The 16531-nt window shown below is 59.7% G+C and carries 19 protein-coding genes; 13 read left to right on the top strand and 6 right to left on the bottom strand.

All coding sequences use genetic code 11. The features are described 5' to 3' along the window. Positions 1 to 80 precede the first annotated feature (80 nt). Positions 81 to 629, bottom strand: coding sequence for an imm11 family protein (locus ACXAGD_RS15825; protein WP_475212610.1), 549 nt, complete (start codon positions 627 to 629; stop codon positions 81 to 83). 153 nt (positions 630 to 782) lie between these two features. Beyond that, on the bottom strand, positions 783 to 1478 hold the full coding sequence (gene sfsA, locus ACXAGD_RS15820; RefSeq protein ID WP_475211850.1) for a DNA/RNA nuclease SfsA: 696 nt from the start codon (positions 1476 to 1478) through the stop codon (positions 783 to 785). 51 nt (positions 1479 to 1529) lie between these two features. On the opposite strand from sfsA, the gene ACXAGD_RS15815 reads away from it, so the two are divergent. From ACXAGD_RS15815 to ACXAGD_RS15795, 5 genes are read left to right on the top strand one after another with little or no spacing between them, the layout of a single operon-like run. Further along, entirely contained in the window at positions 1530 to 2252 is a 723-nt protein-coding gene (locus ACXAGD_RS15815; RefSeq protein WP_475211849.1) for a competence/damage-inducible protein A, read from the top strand. Then, the gene (locus ACXAGD_RS15810; RefSeq protein WP_475211847.1) at positions 2249 to 2977 is read left to right on the top strand and encodes a GNAT family N-acetyltransferase; all 729 of its coding nucleotides are present in this window, start codon (positions 2249 to 2251) and stop codon (positions 2975 to 2977) included. Before ACXAGD_RS15815 ends, ACXAGD_RS15810 begins: the two co-directional genes overlap by 4 nt. Next, positions 2974 to 3546, top strand: coding sequence for a peroxidase-related enzyme (locus ACXAGD_RS15805; RefSeq protein ID WP_475211845.1), 573 nt, complete (start codon positions 2974 to 2976; stop codon positions 3544 to 3546). The genes ACXAGD_RS15810 and ACXAGD_RS15805 overlap by 4 nt, the downstream gene beginning before the upstream one ends. Further along, complete coding sequence (locus ACXAGD_RS15800; RefSeq protein WP_475211844.1) at positions 3543 to 4445, top strand: OmpA family protein; 903 nt, start codon at positions 3543 to 3545, stop codon at positions 4443 to 4445. The genes ACXAGD_RS15805 and ACXAGD_RS15800 overlap by 4 nt, the downstream gene beginning before the upstream one ends. 55 nt (positions 4446 to 4500) lie before the next feature. Next, a complete protein-coding gene (locus tag ACXAGD_RS15795; protein ID WP_475211842.1) occupies positions 4501 to 5211 on the top strand; it encodes an SDR family NAD(P)-dependent oxidoreductase in 711 nt (236 codons plus the stop codon). A gap of 55 nt (positions 5212 to 5266) precedes the next feature. Here the strand turns inward: ACXAGD_RS15795 and ACXAGD_RS15790 are convergent, their stop codons facing one another. After that, on the bottom strand, positions 5267 to 6172 hold the full coding sequence (locus ACXAGD_RS15790; protein ID WP_475211840.1) for a LysR family transcriptional regulator: 906 nt from the start codon (positions 6170 to 6172) through the stop codon (positions 5267 to 5269). A gap of 227 nt (positions 6173 to 6399) precedes the next feature. Between ACXAGD_RS15790 and ACXAGD_RS15785 the strand changes: the two genes are divergently transcribed. Then, entirely contained in the window at positions 6400 to 6840 is a 441-nt protein-coding gene (locus ACXAGD_RS15785) for a DUF4399 domain-containing protein (protein ID WP_475211839.1), read from the top strand. 79 nt (positions 6841 to 6919) lie between these two features. Next, a complete protein-coding gene (locus tag ACXAGD_RS15780; RefSeq protein ID WP_475211838.1) occupies positions 6920 to 7528 on the top strand; it encodes a LysE family translocator in 609 nt (202 codons plus the stop codon). Here ACXAGD_RS15780 and ACXAGD_RS15775 read toward each other — a convergent pair whose 3' ends face one another. After that, positions 7529 to 9556 carry a 2,4-dienoyl-CoA reductase FMN-binding domain-containing protein gene (locus ACXAGD_RS15775; protein ID WP_475211837.1) on the bottom strand — a complete coding sequence of 676 codons (2028 nt, stop codon included), beginning with the start codon at positions 9554 to 9556 and terminating at the stop codon, positions 7529 to 7531. 137 nt (positions 9557 to 9693) lie between these two features. On the opposite strand from ACXAGD_RS15775, the gene ACXAGD_RS15770 reads away from it, so the two are divergent. The 5 genes from ACXAGD_RS15770 to ACXAGD_RS15750 all read left to right on the top strand — a co-directional run bounded on the left by ACXAGD_RS15770 (position 9694) and on the right by ACXAGD_RS15750 (position 13769). Next, positions 9694 to 10179, top strand: a complete 486-nt coding sequence (locus tag ACXAGD_RS15770) for an RNA pyrophosphohydrolase (protein WP_475211835.1) — start codon at positions 9694 to 9696, stop codon at positions 10177 to 10179. Positions 10180 to 10185: 6 nt separating this feature from the next. Continuing rightward, the gene (sigZ, locus tag ACXAGD_RS15765) at positions 10186 to 10725 is read left to right on the top strand and encodes an RNA polymerase sigma factor SigZ (protein ID WP_475211834.1); all 540 of its coding nucleotides are present in this window, start codon (positions 10186 to 10188) and stop codon (positions 10723 to 10725) included. Between the two features lie 64 nt (positions 10726 to 10789). Next, a complete protein-coding gene (locus ACXAGD_RS15760; RefSeq protein ID WP_475211832.1) occupies positions 10790 to 11500 on the top strand; it encodes a glutathione S-transferase family protein in 711 nt (236 codons plus the stop codon). Positions 11501 to 11571: 71 nt separating this feature from the next. After that, positions 11572 to 12933, top strand: coding sequence for a radical SAM protein (locus ACXAGD_RS15755; protein ID WP_475211831.1), 1362 nt, complete (start codon positions 11572 to 11574; stop codon positions 12931 to 12933). Beyond that, complete coding sequence (locus tag ACXAGD_RS15750; RefSeq protein ID WP_475211829.1) at positions 12930 to 13769, top strand: DUF547 domain-containing protein; 840 nt, start codon at positions 12930 to 12932, stop codon at positions 13767 to 13769. Before ACXAGD_RS15755 ends, ACXAGD_RS15750 begins: the two co-directional genes overlap by 4 nt. 4 nt (positions 13770 to 13773) lie before the next feature. Here the strand turns inward: ACXAGD_RS15750 and ACXAGD_RS15745 are convergent, their stop codons facing one another. Then, the gene (locus tag ACXAGD_RS15745) at positions 13774 to 14763 is read right to left on the bottom strand and encodes an adenosine kinase (protein WP_475211828.1); all 990 of its coding nucleotides are present in this window, start codon (positions 14761 to 14763) and stop codon (positions 13774 to 13776) included. Then, the gene (gene nth / locus ACXAGD_RS15740; RefSeq protein WP_475211827.1) at positions 14760 to 15404 is read right to left on the bottom strand and encodes an endonuclease III; all 645 of its coding nucleotides are present in this window, start codon (positions 15402 to 15404) and stop codon (positions 14760 to 14762) included. The genes ACXAGD_RS15745 and nth overlap by 4 nt, the downstream gene beginning before the upstream one ends. Positions 15405 to 15522: 118 nt before the next feature. Here nth and ACXAGD_RS15735 point away from each other — a divergent pair, with 118 nt between their 5' ends. Further along, positions 15523 to 16374, top strand: a complete 852-nt coding sequence (locus ACXAGD_RS15735) for a methylated-DNA--[protein]-cysteine S-methyltransferase (RefSeq protein WP_475211826.1) — start codon at positions 15523 to 15525, stop codon at positions 16372 to 16374. Positions 16375 to 16531 lie beyond the last annotated feature (157 nt).

The following is a 16531-nucleotide window of genomic DNA, read 5'->3' as shown; positions in this document are numbered from 1 at the left end:
GCATTTCTTTTACGCTGCTTGTGCAGAAAGTTCCAGAGGGGCTGTTTCTGACCTCTCAAATGGTACTGAGCACCCGTGGTTCAAGAGCTGTTTGCTTCAACAGTCTTACAGCGGCGAAAGCCAAGCCAGCGGGCGCTGAGCCCCGATTCCTTGATCGCTACTTTCAGACGATCTGAGAAAAATACACGGCTTCGAATGCTGCGATCCATCCAGAAGTCTAGATCATTAGCTGATGACGGATCCACGGCGAGTTTGCTGGATCCCTCGGAAAATGAACTCCACACCAGTCCCTCGGATCCTACAGGATTTAGACCAGTAGACTGTTCCGGAACCAATGTTCTTCGATTCTCCAAAATATGCATGAAAAACCATCGCCGCCCTGGATAAGGCGTTTCTTGGTCATATTCGCGCAACTCCACCTCATGAAACCGGGTTCGGCCGAGCTCAAACTCCATCAGCAGATCACGCATCGACTCCGACACAAAAACCAAACCCAAATGGCCCGTAAAAATATCCGGCAGATTTTCCTTCGTTTTCTTGGGGAGATCGCGAAATTCGAAATACACGTAGTCCGGATACTCGGACACATCTATGTCCTGCGCATCTTCGTATCTGTCCTGAAACGCCACATACCCTGACGGTCGTGGAGCATCTAGATGGACCTCGACGGGTTGGACATTGCGGGTGTCGAATATAAGGAGAGATTCCCAAACTTTCTTATGTGTCACTGCGTCCTAAAATCCGGTAATTGCGTAGAATTTTATCAATACCTTAGTTGTAAACTACCCCATGGGTTTTCCGATCCAAACCCCCTCGGGCGTAATTTGCGTCCCATAGACTAACCGCTCGACCCCCTGCGCCTGCGCGGCTTCGAACGCCGCTGCATAGGTCGGGTCGATATCAGCGGCCAGCGCCAGACGGTCGCAATCGGTGCGCTGGACTAGGTACAGCATGATTGCCCGGTGCCCCTGTGCCACCATCGCCGCCAGCTCAGCCAGGTGTTTGGTGCCTCGCGCGGTTACGCTGTCGGGGAACTCGGCCAGACCGGGTTGGCGGGACAGGGTGACGCTTTTGACCTCGACATAGGCATCCGGCAGGCCGGGCTGAGTCAGCAGAAAGTCGATGCGGCTGTTTTCGCCGTATTTCACCTCGGGGCGGATGGTTTCATAGGCCGCCAGTTCGGGGATTTCACGCGCCTCAAGCGCCGCGCGCAGGGCTTTGTTGGGAACCGAGGTATCGACACCGGTGAAATGGCCGTTTTCGTGATCGACCAGCCGCCAACCGTATTTCAGCTTTTTCTTGGGGTCGTCATTGGGCTCCAGCCAGATTTTCTCACCCGGTCCGGCCAGACCCATCATTGAACCCGGATTGGCGCAATGGGCGGTCACCTCGCGCCCGTCCTCCAGCGTGCAATCGGCCAGAAAGCGTTTGTAGCGGCGGATCAGGCGGGCGGGGACAAGGGGGGTTTCAAATCGCATGTCTCAGGGCCTATACCTGCCCTAACGATCGATCAAGAGGGGGCACGCGCCATGGCAAATCCAACCGCTGCAATGCTGGTGATCGGGGATGAGATCCTCTCGGGCCGGACCCGCGACGCGAATATGCATTACCTAGCCGGGGAACTGACCAAACTTGGTATTGATCTGAAAGAGGTTCGGATCGTCAGCGATGATGCCCCGGCGATCGAGGCGGCGGTCAAGGCCCTGTCCGAGGGCCATGACCACGTGTTCACCAGCGGTGGAATCGGCCCGACCCATGACGACATCACTGCCGATTGTATCGCGCGCGCTTTTGGGGCGCAGATCGACATTCGCGACGATGCTCGCGCCCTGCTGCAGGCACATTACGACAAGTCTGGGCTGGAGCTGAACGAGGCTCGGCTGCGCATGGCACGTATTCCAGACGGGGCTGCGTTGATCGATAACCCGGTCTCGACTGCGCCGGGGTTCATCATTGAAAACGTGCATGTGATGGCCGGAGTGCCATCGGTGTTTCAGGCCATGGTGGCAAGTGTGCTGCCCGGCTTGACTGGCGGTAGCCCACTGCTGTCGCAAACCTTGCGTGTGGACCGGGGCGAAGGCGACATCGCTGCCATGCTCTCGGCACTGGCTGATGATTTCGCGGATCTGACGATCGGGTGCTATCCGTTCCAGATCAACGGCGTTTTCGGCGCCAATGTCGTCGTACGCGGCACTGATGGCGCTCGTATAGATGCCGCCACCACCCGGCTTGCGAAAGAGCTTGATCTGTGAGCGTCAACTGGGCCGGTATCGTTGACGGCACATGGCCCGCTGCCGGGTATGAGCGGCTGGGGCCGTTTCAATTGCGTCAGGGGCAGGGTGGCGGGTCTCGCGTGTCTGCTGCCAATGCGCTGGGCCCGGCAAGCGAGGCTGAGATCGACGCCGCCGAGGCCGCGATGCAGGCGATGGGTCAAAAGCGCATCTTCTGCCTGCGTCCAGGGGATGAGGCGTTGGATGGGCAACTGGCCAAGCGCGGCTATCAGATTCTGGATCCGGTCAACATCTATGCCTGCCCTACCGATCACTTGACTGGTACACCAATCCCGCGCGTAACAGTGTTCCTCACACCTGAACCGCTGGCAATCATGCGTGAGATTTGGGCGAAAGGGGGTATCGGCCCCGAGCGGGTCGCGGTGATGGAGCGCGAGCAGGGTCCTAAGACTGGCCTGCTGCTGCGCCACAGCGATCAACCTGCCGGGACCGGTTTCGTTGCGATTCACGACGGCGTTGCGATGGTGCATGCGCTGGAAATCCTGCCCGATCATCGACGTCAGGGCTTGGGCGGCTGGGCTATGCGCGCCGCTGCCTTATGGGCGCGGGACAACGGGGCAGACACGTTCAGCGTGATCTGCACCAAGGCAAACGCCGGGGCCAACGGGCTTTATCACGCGCTCGGGATGGAGATTGCCGGCGAATACCACTACCGTCAGCTTGTTCAAGGAGAAAGCCCGACGTGACCGACCAAACTGCCCCCACCGCGCTGGACCTGCCAATGGTGGACCCGCTGCCGCCCGAGACTCAGAAGTACTTTGATATCTGCGTTGAAAAGCTGGGCTTTGTGCCGAATGTACTGCGGGCCTATGCCTTTGATATTGATAAGCTGAACGCCTTCACCGCAACGTATAACGACCTGATGCTGGGCGATAGTGGCCTCAGCAAGCTGGAACGTGAGATGATCGCCGTGGTCGTATCGGCGATCAATAAGTGCTTTTACTGCCTCGTGGCCCATGGCGCGGCGGTGCGACAATTGTCGGGTGACCCGCAGCTGGGCGAGATGCTGGTGATGAATTACCGCGTTGCGCCCCTGGACACACGACAGCGGGCGATGCTGGACTTTGCCGCCAAGATGACCACCGCCAGCACCGAGATTGAGGAACCTGACCGTCAGCGCCTGCGGGATGCAGGGTTCACCGATCGCGATATCTGGGACATCGCCAATGTGACCGGATTTTTCAACATGTCGAACCGGGTCGCCAGTGCCACGGCGATGGTTCCGAACGACGACTATCACGCGCAGGCCCGATGATCCGCTTTGCCTCATTGATTCTGCTGCTGTTGGCCGGGCCGGGTGCTGCGCAGGACCTGACACTGCCTTCGGGCGCGCGCCAGATCAGCGACCGGATCAGCCCGCTGGACAGCTATGACCTGCCCACCGGCCCGTATGCCGACGATACCCTACCCGCGCGGCAGGTCGAGGGGCGAGTTGAACGGATCACATGGCGCGTGCAATCAGGGTCCAGTACAACGCTGCAACTGCTGGCGCCTCTGCGCGATCAGATCGTGGCACAAGGCTATGACGTGCTGTTCGAATGCGAGGCCCGTGCCTGTGGTGGGTTTGATTTCCGATTTGGAACCGAGGTTGTTCCGACGCCCGATATGTATGTGGCGATTCAGGATTACCGTTTTCTGTCCGCCACCCGCGGCGACGATGTGCTAAGCCTGCTGGTCAGCCGCAACCCGCCCAGCGGGTATATTCAGCTGATCCGGGTCACCCCGGTTGACGCAGAAGCCCCACCGCCACTGGTTATCGAGGAAACTGCCGAGGCGTCCGGTGGGCTGTTGGCCGCGTTGGAGCAAAATGGGCATGTGATTCTGGACGATTTGCATTTCCGCACCGGAGAGATCACGCTGGGCGACGGTCCATTTGCCTCACTGGACCTGATCGCAGCCTTTTTGGCCGACAACCCCGATACCCGGCTGGCGCTGGTTGGGCACACGGACGACACCGGCGCACTGGATGCCAATATCTCGGTCAGTACCGGCCGGGCACAGGCAGTCCGCGCCCGTCTGATTGAAGCCCATGGCGTTGCCGCCGACCGGGTCGAGGCCCGCGGCATTGGCTATCTGGCCCCGCTGACCTCAAACGCCACGCCGGAAGGTCGCGACGTGAACCGCCGGGTCGAGGCGGTTTTGCTGGTCAATTGACCCTGGTGGCATAGGTCAGACTGGCAAACCGATCGAAATACGAAAGGAGCCCCCCATGACTGACCAGACACCAACGCCGCAGGCATTGATTATTGGCGCAGGGGCCGGTCTTTCAGCGTCGTTCGCGCGGGCCTTGTCGCAGGGCGGATATGCGGTGAACCTGGCCGCCCGCGACGTTTCAGATCTGGGACCTCTGGCTGCCGAGACCGGAGCGAAGCTGCATCAACTGGATGGCACGGATGCCAAGGGCGTGGCGGCGCTGGTGGCCAGCTTGCCGGGTGAGCTGCGGGTTGCGTGCTATAACCCCTCGGCCCGGCAACGCGGCCCGATCGCCGAGCTTGACCCGGAAACCGTCCGCAAGGCAGTTGAGGTAACGGCACATGGCGCTTTCTTGCTGGGACAGGCCGCCGCCCGCCGCATGTTGGATCAGCCGATGCGCGACAACAGGCGTGGCACGATTCTGTTCACCGGTGCTTCGGCCGGGGTCAAAGGCTTCCCGCTGTCGGCACCTTTTGCCATGGGCAAGTTCGCGCAACGCGGGCTGGCGCAATCCATGGCACGCGAGCTGCACCCCCGAGGCATCCATGTGGCCTGGATCAATATCGACGGAGCTATTCGCAACCCAGAACGGGCTGCGACTGCTGACACGCCTGATGCTATGCTGGACCCGGACGCTATCGCGCGGGAATACATGCATCTGATCCATCAGGATCGATCCGCCTGGAGCGATGAACTGACCCTGCGCCCCTGGGTCGAACGGTTCTGAGCAAAAAAAAGACCCGCACAGATACGCGGGCCGTTGAGGTTCACCGGGGGAGATATTACCAGTCCATCGGGCCCTTCTCGTTGAAGGACTCGACAAGAAAATCAATGAATGCCCGCACCTTAGGTTGGGTAAAGCGACCGGGCGGGTAGACGGCATAGATGCCCTGCACCTCGTCGGGCAGCGACGGCATCGCATCCAGAACAGCGCCGGATTTCAGCGCTTCCGCGTAGAGATAGCTGGGCAGATAGGCGATCCCCAGTCCGGAGATGGCTGCATTCAACAGTGACTGACCGTCATTCACGCTTAGCCAGCCAGCGGTGCGGACCTGTCGCTTTTCGCCCGAAGGCGCGGTCAGTTTCCAGACATTCCCCGAGGATTGGCTGGAATAGTGCAGCAGCTTGTGTTCGTTCAAGTCGTCGATCTTCTGCGGACGCCCGAATTTCTCAATATAGCTGGGCGCCGCAACCATCCGTTTCACGGTTTCGGTCAGCTTACGGGCGCGCAGGGTGCTGTCCTCCAGCTCACCAATGCGCACAGCGACATCAAAACCTTCCGAGATCAACTCGACATAGCGGTTGTTCAGCACCATGTTCACGGTGATGTCCGGATAGGCGGCAAGGAAATCCGAAAGAACCGGCGACAGATGATTGACGCCGAAATCCGTGGCCACGCTGATCCGCAGCAGACCCGAGGGGGCGGATTGCATCGAGGTCACCAGCGCATCCGCTTCGCCTGCGTCATTCAACACCCGGCGGGCGCGGTCGTAATAGGCCAGCCCGATTTCGGTCGGGGAAACGCGGCGCGTCGTGCGGTTCAACAGCCGTGCACCCAGACGGGCCTCAAGGCTGGACACATGCTTTGACACGGCCGATTTGGAGATGCCCATTTTCTTGGCCGCATCGGTGAATCCACCCTGGTCCACCACATTGGCAAAGGCTTCCATTTCGGTAAGTCGATCCATTCTCGTTCCCCGGGTGCTTAGTCTTTGACAGACTTTCGCCTTCAATCTGGGCGGAAACAGGGCAGACATGGGATAATATCAGGGATTTGAATCGGATCGTTTGCAGATGGGAAACGCGGAAACAATAGTTCTGGCGTTGACACAAAGCCTGCACGGCAAGGATTTTTAGTGTTTGTCGGCAAATGTGTTAAGGTGACAATGGCAAATTTGTGACCACGGAGGAGATCATGAAAGCCTTGCTTGCCCTTGCTGCCCTGTGCCTGTCCGCAACCCTTGCGCTGGCCGGAGGAGAAACCCCATCAAACCCCGACGCGAAGGTTTATTTCGTGAATCTGGCCGATGGGGACACCGTGCAATCCCCTGTAACCGTGGTCTTTGGCCTCAGCGGCATGGGTGTGGCCCCTGCCGGAACCGAGAAGGAAAACACCGGCCATCACCACTTGCTGATCGATCGCCCGCCGCTGGGTGAGGGCGAAGACGGCGCGGATGAACTGGCCTATGGTCTGCCCGCAGACGACAACCACCTGCATTTCGGCGGCGGCCAGACCGAGGTGACGCTGGACCTGCCCCCGGGTGAGCATACGCTTCAACTGGTGCTGGGTGACGCGGGCCACGTGCCGCATTCCACTCCGATTGTGTCCGAGGTGATTACGATTACGGTGGAATAGTCACCGACGTCATCCAGGAAACCGGTTTACAACCATCTGAACGTCGGAAACTCTGTCGGCCAAAACAGGAGGCCGATATATGTCGCTGGAGTTCTTTCTGACATCCCTGATTGTGGTGTTACTGCCCGGAACCGGGGTGATATACACACTGGCAATCGGCCTTGGACGCGGGTTTCGCGCCAGCCTTGCTGCGGCGGCGGGATGCACATTGGGGATCGTCCCGGCCGCTTTGGCCAGCATCATCGGTCTTGCCGCCCTGTTACATACCAGCGCGTTGGCATTTCAGATCATCAAGTATATGGGTGTCCTGTACCTGTTCTACATGGCTTGGGGGATCGTCAAAGACGGTGGCGCAATGGAGGTCAACGCCGAGAAATCCTCGGCAGGTCATCTCAAGATCGCGATGACCGGGACGTTGATCAATGTGCTGAACCCCAAGCTATCCTTGTTTTTCCTGGCCTTCCTGCCTCAGTTTCTGCCGGCAGGCACGGCGAATGCCGGTTTGGAACTGGTCAAGCTGGCCGCCGCCTTTATGGCGATGACCTTTGTGGTTTTTGTCGGGTATGGCGCCTGTGCAGCCCTTGCACGGGACTATGTCATTCGCAGGCCATCGGTGATGGCCTGGATAAAACGGTGCTTCGCAACAGCGTTCGGGGCGCTGGGCGTCAAGCTTGCGCTTTCCGAGTGATCAGAGAGCAGCTGCCAGCCTTGTGCCCTGATTGATCGCCCGTTTCGCGTCCAGTTCCGCCGCCACATCCGCGCCACCGATTACGTGCGGAGTAACTCCGCGGTCGATCAGCGCATCCGCTAGGCTGCGTTCGGACACCTGGCCTGAACACAGCACGATTGTATCCGCCGCGATCAGGGTTGGATCGGCGCGTTCCTCGCCAAAGCTGATATGTAGGCCGTCATCGTCGATGTGCTCGTAGTTCACACCGCCCACGAAATTGACGTCCTTCATCTTCAGCGTTGCACGGTGAATCCAGCCGGTCGTCTTGCCCAGCCCCTTGCCATGTGCCTGCTTCTTGCGTTGCAGCAGAGTGATGTCGCGCGCTGGGGCTTCAGGTTGCGGGCCTTCCGGTGCCAGGCCCGAGCGGTGTTGTTCCGGATCGGTCACGCCCCATTCCTTCATCCACGCAGGCAAGTCGGTGGTGATGCTGTGGCCGTTCTCCAGCAGGTATTCGGATACGTCGAACCCAATGCCGCCCGCGCCGATAACGGCGACGGACTTGCCGACTTCAGCCTTGTCGCGCAGCACGTCGATATAGTTGATGACGTTGTCGCGGTCCTGTCCGGGAATTTCCGGATCGCGCGGGGTGACGCCGGTGGCGATGACCACCTCGTCAAAGCCGGTTAGATCGTCGGCGCTGACCTCGCGGTTCAGTTCCACCTTAACGCCCAGATCGGACATCATGGTTCGGTACCAATCGACCAAGCCCCAGAACTCTTCCTTTCCGGGCACCTGTTTCGCCATGTTTAGCTGGCCGCCAATCTCACTGGCGCGGTCGAACAAGGTCACGTCGTGGCCGCGCTGGGCGGCGGTCATCGCGGTGGACAGGCCAGCCGGACCGGCACCGACAATGGCGACGGTCTTTGGCGCCACAGCTTTGCCAATTTCCAACTCGGTCTCATGGCAGGCGCGCGGGTTGACCAGACACGAGGTCAGCTTGCCGCTGAAGGTGTGATCCAGGCAGGCCTGATTGCAGGCAATACAAGGCGCGATTTGCGCGGATTGACCCGCAATCGCTTTGTTCACGAAATCCGCATCCGCCAGCATCGGGCGGGCCAATGACACCATGTCGGCGCAGCCGGTGGACAGAACCTCCTCGGCGACTTCAGGTGTGTTGATCCGGTTCGAGGTGATCACAGGGATGCCAACCTTGCCCATCAGTTTTTTGGTGACCCAGGCAAAGGCCGCGCGCGGCACGCTGGTGGCGATGGTCGGAATCCGGGCTTCATGCCAGCCGATGCCGGTGTTGATGATCGTGGCCCCGGCCTTTTCGACGCGTTGGGCCAGTTCCACAACCTCTTCATGGGTCGAGCCGTTGGGAATCAGATCGATCATCGACAGGCGGTAGATGATGATGAAATCGGTGCCCACGGCCTCGCGCGTGCGGCGGACCACCTCGATAGGCAGACGCATCCGGTTTTCATAGGAACCGCCCCAGCGATCCTCACGTTTGTTGGTGTGGGTCACAAGGAACTGGTTCAGGAAATACCCTTCAGAGCCCATGATCTCGACTCCGTCATAACCCGCTTTCTGCGCCAGAACGGCAGCGTTGACGATGTCGCTGATCTGTTTCTCGATGCCTTCCTCATCCAGCTCATTCGGAGGGAAGGGCGAGATCGGGGATTTCACCGGGCTGGGTGCCACGCATTTCGGACCATAGGCGTAGCGGCCCGCGTGTAGGATCTGCATCGCGATCTTGCCGCCTGCCTCATGCACCCGCTGGGTGACGATCGAGTGGTTCGCGACCTCTGTATCGTTGGTCATCATCGAGGCGCCGGGCAGAACCGAGCCTTCGAAATTCGGACCAATCCCGCCCGTCACCATCAGCCCAACGCCGCCACGGGCCCGGTCGGCATAGAATTCGGCCACCCGGTTCCAGTCGCCGGTCTCTTCCAGACCCGTATGCATCGAGCCCATCAGCACGCGGTTTTTTAACGTGGTAAAGCCCAGATCCAGCGGGGCCAGCATGTTTGGGTACGCAGTCATGGCGAACTCTCCCTCCCGATTCTTCGTTGATAGATTGACGTTCACGTCACCTTTGTCACGCAGAACCTAACGTCACACCCTTTGCTGTTCCGGAACCGCTTGATACAGAGTTGCCAGAGCAATGTACGAGGCCGCGCATGACCCCTGAAGAAATCGTCAAACTGCCCTATCGTCCCTGTGTCGGGCTGATGCTGATGAACGCCGAGGGCAAGATTTTCGTCGGCCAGCGCAATGACCGCCACAAGGACGCGTGGCAGATGCCTCAGGGCGGTGTGGACAAGGGCGAAGACCCCCGCGATGCCGCCCTTCGTGAGCTATGGGAAGAAACTGGCGTGATGGCCGATCTGGTTGAGGTCGTGGCCGAAACCGACGGCTGGCTGCCCTATGATCTGCCCCATGACATTGTCCCGAAGATCTGGAAAGGTCGCTATCGCGGGCAAGAGCAGAAATGGTTCCTGTTGCGCTTCACTGGCAGCGACGATCAGATCAATATCGAAACCGCCCACCCGGAGTTCACCCGCTGGAAATGGCAGGAGCCTTCGCGCCTGATCGAAGAAATCGTGCCATTCAAGCGCGAGGTATATGAGCAGGTAGTGGACGCCTTTGCCGCCCATCTGTCATAAATCAGTATGCGTATCGAGGACATCTGGCCCCAATACCGCGCCCGGCTAAAGGCTTTCTTGCATACACGCGTGTCGAACCCGGCGGATGTAGACGACCTGTTGCAGGAGATTTCGGTCAAGGTCTTCACCGGCCTGCCCGGTCTGAGTGATCCGGCCAAGTTGCAGCCATGGCTGTTCAAAACCGCAGACCGCACCATAATCGACCATTACCGAAAGTCCGGTCGTGCGCAGGCGCATCCGGACGATCTGTGGTACCACCGCGATGATCCAGAAACCCGTCAGGATCTTGAGGGCTGTGTCGAGCCCTTCATTCGCGGCCTGCCTGAAGAAACTGCGGACATGCTGATGGAAATCGACATCAACGGCATGTCCCAGCGTGACTATGCACAGGCGCAGGGCCTGTCCTATTCAACGCTCAAATCGCGGGTTCAGAAGGGCCGGGCCGAGTTGCGCAAGGCGTTTGAAGACTGCTGTAACATCACGATGGACGTGCGAGGCAATATCACGGACGTGCAGGAAAAAGCCGCTGCATGCAAAAAATGCTGATCTGAACGTCGTCTTTTTGGCGCGGGCTTCGTCTGACAGGTGAAGCAAGCAAAAGGAAAGATCGATGATCCGTATCATTAGCTTTAAAATCTGCCCGTTCGTTCAACGTGTCACCGCGCTGCTCGAGGCCAAGCGGGTTCCGTATCAGATCGACTTTATCAGCCTCAGCGACAAGCCGGACTGGTTTCTAGAGCTTTCACCCACCGGCCAGGTGCCGGTGCTGGTGACCGAAGGTGGCACGCCTCTGTTCGAGTCGGACGCAATTGCCGAGTACCTCGATGAGGTCGCCGCCCCGCTGCAACCCGATCTGACGCCCGAACAACGCGCCCTGAACCGCGCCTGGAGTTATCAGGCCAGCAAGCACTATCTGGTTCAGTGCAGCGCCATGCAAAGCGCCAACAGTGCAGTGTTTGCCGAGCGTATGAGCAGACTGAACGCCTCATTCACCAAGGCGGAACAGCAACTGGGCGATGGCCCGTTCTTTGCAGGGCAGGTGATGGGCAATGTCGACATGGCATGGCTTCCTCTGTTGCACCGGGCTGCGATTGTGGCCGATCACAGCGGGCACGACATGCTGGCAGCGTATCCCAGGGTGAAGGCGTGGCAGCAGGCCTTGCTGGCCACAGGTATCCCGCAGAAATCCGTCTCCGACGATTTCCACGCCCGCTTTGCCGATTTCTATCTGGCGGACCGGACATGGCTGGGTCGTGGGGCGAACGAGAACGAAGCGCCCGCCACGCCGCAAGTGAAACAATCCGGCGGTTGCTGCGGTTAAGTCAATCACCGACCCGCACGTTGGCGTGAGCGGGCGTGGCCGCAAGCCCCGGGCCTCTCTAGCTTGGCGGTATGAAGGACTATTCAGCCATAGTGCCCGCAGGGCGCAGGTTCACCGGAACAGATCGTCGCGCGCCCCTGCGCGGCGGTTTGCAAAGCTGCGGTGAATACGGTGCGGGCCAAACGGCGGGGCGGTTCTATCCCATCGCCTGCGTCGCGCTTGAGGTCACGCAGCGCTGCAATCTGGACTGTTCGCTCTGTTACCTCTCAGACCGGGCTGAGATGACCTATGATCCGCCGCTCTCGGTCCTGTTTGCGCGGCTGGCGACGATCCGCAGCCATTACGGCACCGGGGTTTCGGTGCAACTGACCGGGGGTGATCCGACCCTGCGCAACGTTGAGGACCTTGAGGCGCTGTGCCGCGAGATCCGCCGCTTAGGCATGCGGTCTTGTCTGATGACCAACGGTATCCGTGCCAGCCGGGCAAAGCTGACTCGGTTGGCGGCGGCTGGTCTGGACGATGTGGCCTTTCATGTGGACATGACGCAGGACCGCAAAGGCTTTGGCAGTGAGGTCGAGCTGAACACGGTGCGCCGAACCTATATCCGCCGGGCGCAGGGGCTGGGGCTACGCATTCTTTTCAATACGACCGTCTTTGGCGGCAATTTCGACGATCTTCCGGCGCTGGCGCGTTTCCTAAGGGATTGCCCCGAGGTCGCCTTTGCCTCGTTCCAGATGCAGGCCGATACCGGGCGCGGCGTCCTGCGTGCGCGGCCTGATGCTATCACGCAAGACAGTGTAGCGCGTGCGATTGAGACCGGATATGAGACGCCGCTGCATTTCGGGTCAGCGGCTGTCGGGCATTCCAATTGCAACCGCTATGCCAGCGTTGTCAGCGCCGGAGGGCGCGCAGTTTCGCTGTTGTCGAACCAGCGTCTTGTGCATCGGGTAATTGCCGCGCTGGACCGCGTGGATGACGGGCAGGACGCCCATATCCGTATCCGTCCCAACCTATCGCGCGTGTTTCGGCGCCATCCTGTGTTGGCGCTGCGTGCGCTGGTGCATCTGGCCGTTAGCATTGTGCGTCTGGGGCCGGGATTGTTGCGCGGTCCAGTACGGCGACAGGCGGTGTTCATCCATAACTTCATGGCGGCGGATGTGTTGGAGGACGACCGCTGCGCGTCCTGCGTGTTCATGGTGGCCACGGCGAACGGCCCCTTGTCGATGTGCGTGCACAACGCGCAGCGCGATCAGCATTTGACCAGCCCGGACAGGATCGAGGGGCCAGCCGGACCGAAATGGTGGAATGCAGCAGTGCCCCGTTTGTCTGCCTCTTCGGATTTGCCCGATCTGAATGACCCCGCATTGGCGCCGCTCAAACGGCTAAAAGGCCAGATGCGGGCGATGCGCCAGATCCAAAAGGATGCCTCATGAAAAAGCTAGTGATCGTGATGCTGCTGCCCCTTCTGGCGGCCTGCGCCAGTGTTGAGCGTTTGGCGTTGCCCGCACCCGAGGCGTTGCCGGGGCAAACGCTGACCCGGTTTGCCTCTGCGCCGGGGCAACAGGTCGATCATAGGGACTGGAGTGCATTTCTGTCCCGCTATGTCGCGCCGGATGATCAGGGCGTGAACCGGGTGGCCTATGGGCAAGTAAGCCCTGCGGATCGCGCCCGGTTGGATGGATATCTGAATGAGTTACAAGCCGTTGACCCAATGCGGCTGACCCGCGACCAACAACTGGCCTATTGGATCAATCTCTACAACGCGGTGACGGTAGATGTGATCCTTGAGAATTATCCCGTTGCATCTATCCGCGACATCAAAGACGGTCCGTTGTCCATAGGTCCTTGGAACCGCCCACTGGTGCAGGTTGCAGGGCAAACGCTGACCCTGAATGATATCGAGCATCGTATCATCCGGCCCAATTTCAATGAGCCTCGCATCCACTATGCGTTGAACTGCGCAGCTGTAGGCTGTCCCAACCTGATGAACCGTGCCTGGCAGGCCCAGACGTTGGAGCGTGACTTTGCCGCCGCCGAACACGCCTATATCAACGACCCACGCGGGGTTCGGTTCGACGACCGCGGCAGGCTGATCCTGTCCAAGATATATATCTGGTTCCGTGAAGATTTTGGCGCGAACGAGCAGGCGGTTCTGGACTATCTCCAGACAGTGGCTGACCCCGAATTGCGCGCGCGGTTACAAAGCACCGCGCGCGTCAAAGCTTATAAATACAACTGGGCTCTAAACGGCGCAGCTGCGGCGTTTTAGAGGGTTACAGCAACCCTTCGGCGCGCAGCAGGTCCTGCATATTTGCCTCGGGGCGTGGGCCGATATGGCTGATTACTTCGCGGGCACAGACATTGCCAATCTTCGCACAGGTCTCGTAATCGCGGCCCGTGGCCATGCCGAACAGGAAGCCTGCTGCAAATTGATCACCCGCGCCGGTTGCGTCTACCGGAACCACTTTTTCCACCGGCACGTCGACGCGCTGACCGTCATACATGACAGTTACACCGTCGCCCGAGCGTGTGCAGACAATCAGCGGGCAGATCGCGGCGGTTTTGGCCAGCGCTTCTTCCAGATCGTCGGTTTCGAACAGCGATTTGATCTCGGCCTCGTTGCCGATGACGAAATCCAGCTCGTTCTCGATCAGCAGCAGGAAATCGACCCGGTGGCGTTCGACGCAGAACGGGTCGGAAATGGCGATCCCCGCCTTGCCGCCACCCTTGTGGCAGTTGCGCGCGGCTTCGAGAAACGCGGCCTTGCCCTTTTCCTTGTCGAACAGATAGCCCTCGAGGAACATGATCTGGCTGTTGCCTGCCACATCCGACGACACATCGGCCGAAGACAGTTCCGACGAAATCCCCAGATAAGTGTTCATCGACCGTTCACCATCGGGCGATACAAAGATCATTGAGCGCGAGGTTGGCAGCTCACCACCCGGCACCGGCGGGTTCACGAAATCCACGCCATCCTCGTTCATCGCATCCGCGTAGAACCGACCCAGAGCGTCGTCATGCACGCGTCCGATGAAAGCTGAATCCAGACCCAGCGCGCCGGCGCCGGCAATGGTGTTGGCCACTGATCCACCCGGCGTCTGTACCCGGCCTTCCATCGAGGCATACAGAACTTCGCCGCGTTCCTGCTCGATCAGCTGCATGATGCCTTTTTCGATGCCCATCAGTTCCAGGAAACTGTCATCGGCCTGGGAAATCACGTCCACAACGGCATTTCCGATACCAGTCAATTGGTAGGTTTTCATAGATTCTTGTCCTCAAATTCGCAGAGATCGCGGATGATACAGGTTGGGCACAACGGTTTGCGTGCCTTGCAGTGATAGCGGCCATGCAGGATCAGCCAATGATGCGCATGGAGCTGGAAATCGGTTGGAATATTGTCCTCGATGGCGCGTTCAACCGCGTCCACATTTTTGCCGGGGCAGATGCCCGAGCGGTTGCCGACGCGAAAGATATGGGTATCCACGGCCTGCGCCGGATAGCGCCACCACATGTTCAGAACCACATTGGCCGTCTTGCGGCCCACCCCGGGCAGCGATTGCAGTGCGGCGCGGGAATTGGGGACTTCGCCGTCATACTCGTCAACCAGAATGCGGCTGAGCTTGATGACGTTCTTGGCCTTTTGGCGAAACAGCCCGATGGTTTTGATGTGCTGGGTCAGGCCCTCTTCGCCCAGATCCAGCATTTTTTGTGGCGTGTCGGCAATCTTGAACAGCTCTTTGGTGGCTTTGTTGACGCCCGCATCGGTGGCCTGCGCGGAAAGCGCCACGGCCACAACCAGAGTGTAGACGTTAACATGGTCCAGCTCACCCTTGGGTTCGGGATCAGCCTCGTGAAAGCGCGTAAAGATCTCGCGGATCTTGTGATATCCAAGTTGTTTTGCCATCCGGGCCTTAATGCCGCCCGAGGGGCCGTGACACAAGCCCAAAGCCAATGCGCATGTTCCGGGTCGCGGGGGCGTGGCCGGCACGCTATGTTTAACCTCAGACAAAGAGGTGAAAGACATGAACGTCCAGACCCCCGAAAGCGGTTATCACTACAACGTCATGCGACGCGCGATCGAACTGATCGATCAGGGCGGCGAGAGCCTGAGCCTTGAGGAACTGGCCCGCCAGATGGATATGAGCCCGGCTCATTTCCAGCGCCTGTTCTCACGTTGGACCGGCGTGTCGCCCAAGCGCTATCAGCAATATCTGACGCTGGGCCACGCCAAGGCGCTGCTGCGAGAACGGTTCACCACGCTTGAGACGGCGCACAATGTTGGTTTGTCCGGCAGTGGCCGCCTGCACGATCTGTTTCTGAAATGGGAATCCATGAGCCCTGGTGAATACGCCCGCAAAGGCGCGGGTCTGACGATCTTTTGGGGGTGGTTCGAAAGCCCCTTTGGCCCGGCGCTGGTTATGGGCACCGACAAAGGGATTTGCGGCATGGCCTTCGGCGCCGAAACCGGCGAGGAAGAGGCGATGGAGGACATGCTATCGCGCTGGCCGCAAGCGGAATTCGTAGAGGACCCGATGCGCCTGCGTCCCTGGGTGCTGAGCGCCTTTGGGTCCGTCAGCGACCGGCTGGAACCGACGCCGCTCTATCTGATCGGCTCTCCGCTGCAGATCAAAGTGTGGGAGGCGCTGATGCATATCCCATCCGGTCAGGTGACCACCTATTCCGAGATCGCGGAACGGGTCGGCTCACCACAAGCGGTGCGCGCTGTTGGAACAGCAGTTGGACGCAACCCTGTCAGTTGGCTGATCCCATGTCACCGCGCGCTGCGGAAATCCGGTGGCTTGGGTGGCTATCACTGGGGCCTGCCGGTCAAACGCGCGATGCTGGCCTTTGAGGCCGCGCAGGCGGATGCCTGATTGACAGAGCGCGTTGCCGATGCCACATGTCACGGCAGGTTTGGGTCTCCTGCCGTTCGCGGCCTATGGCTTTGGTGAAACCCTGTTGAAACTCATCTGTTGCCCTTTCACGGCGCGCGGATGGCAATGCGAACCCCGTCCTTATCTTGCGCCCGTT

The sequence above is a fragment of the Ruegeria sp. ABF4_144 genome, from assembly GCF_056160045.1.
This window is presented reverse-complemented; position numbering and strand designations above follow the sequence as displayed.

Bases quoted from the DNA above. Each gene is read 5' to 3' on its own strand.
- sfsA (WP_475211850.1), bottom strand. From the start codon at position 1,478: ATGCGATTTGAAACCCCCCTTGTCCCCGCCCGCCTGATCCGCCGCTAC.
- ACXAGD_RS15815 (WP_475211849.1), top strand. From the start codon at position 1,530: ATGGCAAATCCAACCGCTGCAATGCTGGTGATCGGGGATGAGATCCTC.
- ACXAGD_RS15800 (WP_475211844.1), top strand. From the start codon at position 3,543: ATGATCCGCTTTGCCTCATTGATTCTGCTGCTGTTGGCCGGGCCGGGT.
- ACXAGD_RS15795 (WP_475211842.1), top strand. From the start codon at position 4,501: ATGACTGACCAGACACCAACGCCGCAGGCATTGATTATTGGCGCAGGG.
- ACXAGD_RS15790 (WP_475211840.1), bottom strand. From the start codon at position 6,172: ATGGATCGACTTACCGAAATGGAAGCCTTTGCCAATGTGGTGGACCAG.
- ACXAGD_RS15785 (WP_475211839.1), top strand. From the start codon at position 6,400: ATGAAAGCCTTGCTTGCCCTTGCTGCCCTGTGCCTGTCCGCAACCCTT.
- ACXAGD_RS15780 (WP_475211838.1), top strand. From the start codon at position 6,920: ATGTCGCTGGAGTTCTTTCTGACATCCCTGATTGTGGTGTTACTGCCC.
- ACXAGD_RS15775 (WP_475211837.1), bottom strand. From the start codon at position 9,556: ATGACTGCGTACCCAAACATGCTGGCCCCGCTGGATCTGGGCTTTACC.
- ACXAGD_RS15770 (WP_475211835.1), top strand. From the start codon at position 9,694: ATGACCCCTGAAGAAATCGTCAAACTGCCCTATCGTCCCTGTGTCGGG.
- sigZ (WP_475211834.1), top strand. From the start codon at position 10,186: ATGCGTATCGAGGACATCTGGCCCCAATACCGCGCCCGGCTAAAGGCT.
- ACXAGD_RS15760 (WP_475211832.1), top strand. From the start codon at position 10,790: ATGATCCGTATCATTAGCTTTAAAATCTGCCCGTTCGTTCAACGTGTC.
- ACXAGD_RS15755 (WP_475211831.1), top strand. From the start codon at position 11,572: ATGAAGGACTATTCAGCCATAGTGCCCGCAGGGCGCAGGTTCACCGGA.
- ACXAGD_RS15750 (WP_475211829.1), top strand. From the start codon at position 12,930: ATGAAAAAGCTAGTGATCGTGATGCTGCTGCCCCTTCTGGCGGCCTGC.
- ACXAGD_RS15745 (WP_475211828.1), bottom strand. From the start codon at position 14,763: ATGAAAACCTACCAATTGACTGGTATCGGAAATGCCGTTGTGGACGTG.
- nth (WP_475211827.1), bottom strand. From the start codon at position 15,404: ATGGCAAAACAACTTGGATATCACAAGATCCGCGAGATCTTTACGCGC.
- ACXAGD_RS15735 (WP_475211826.1), top strand. From the start codon at position 15,523: ATGAACGTCCAGACCCCCGAAAGCGGTTATCACTACAACGTCATGCGA.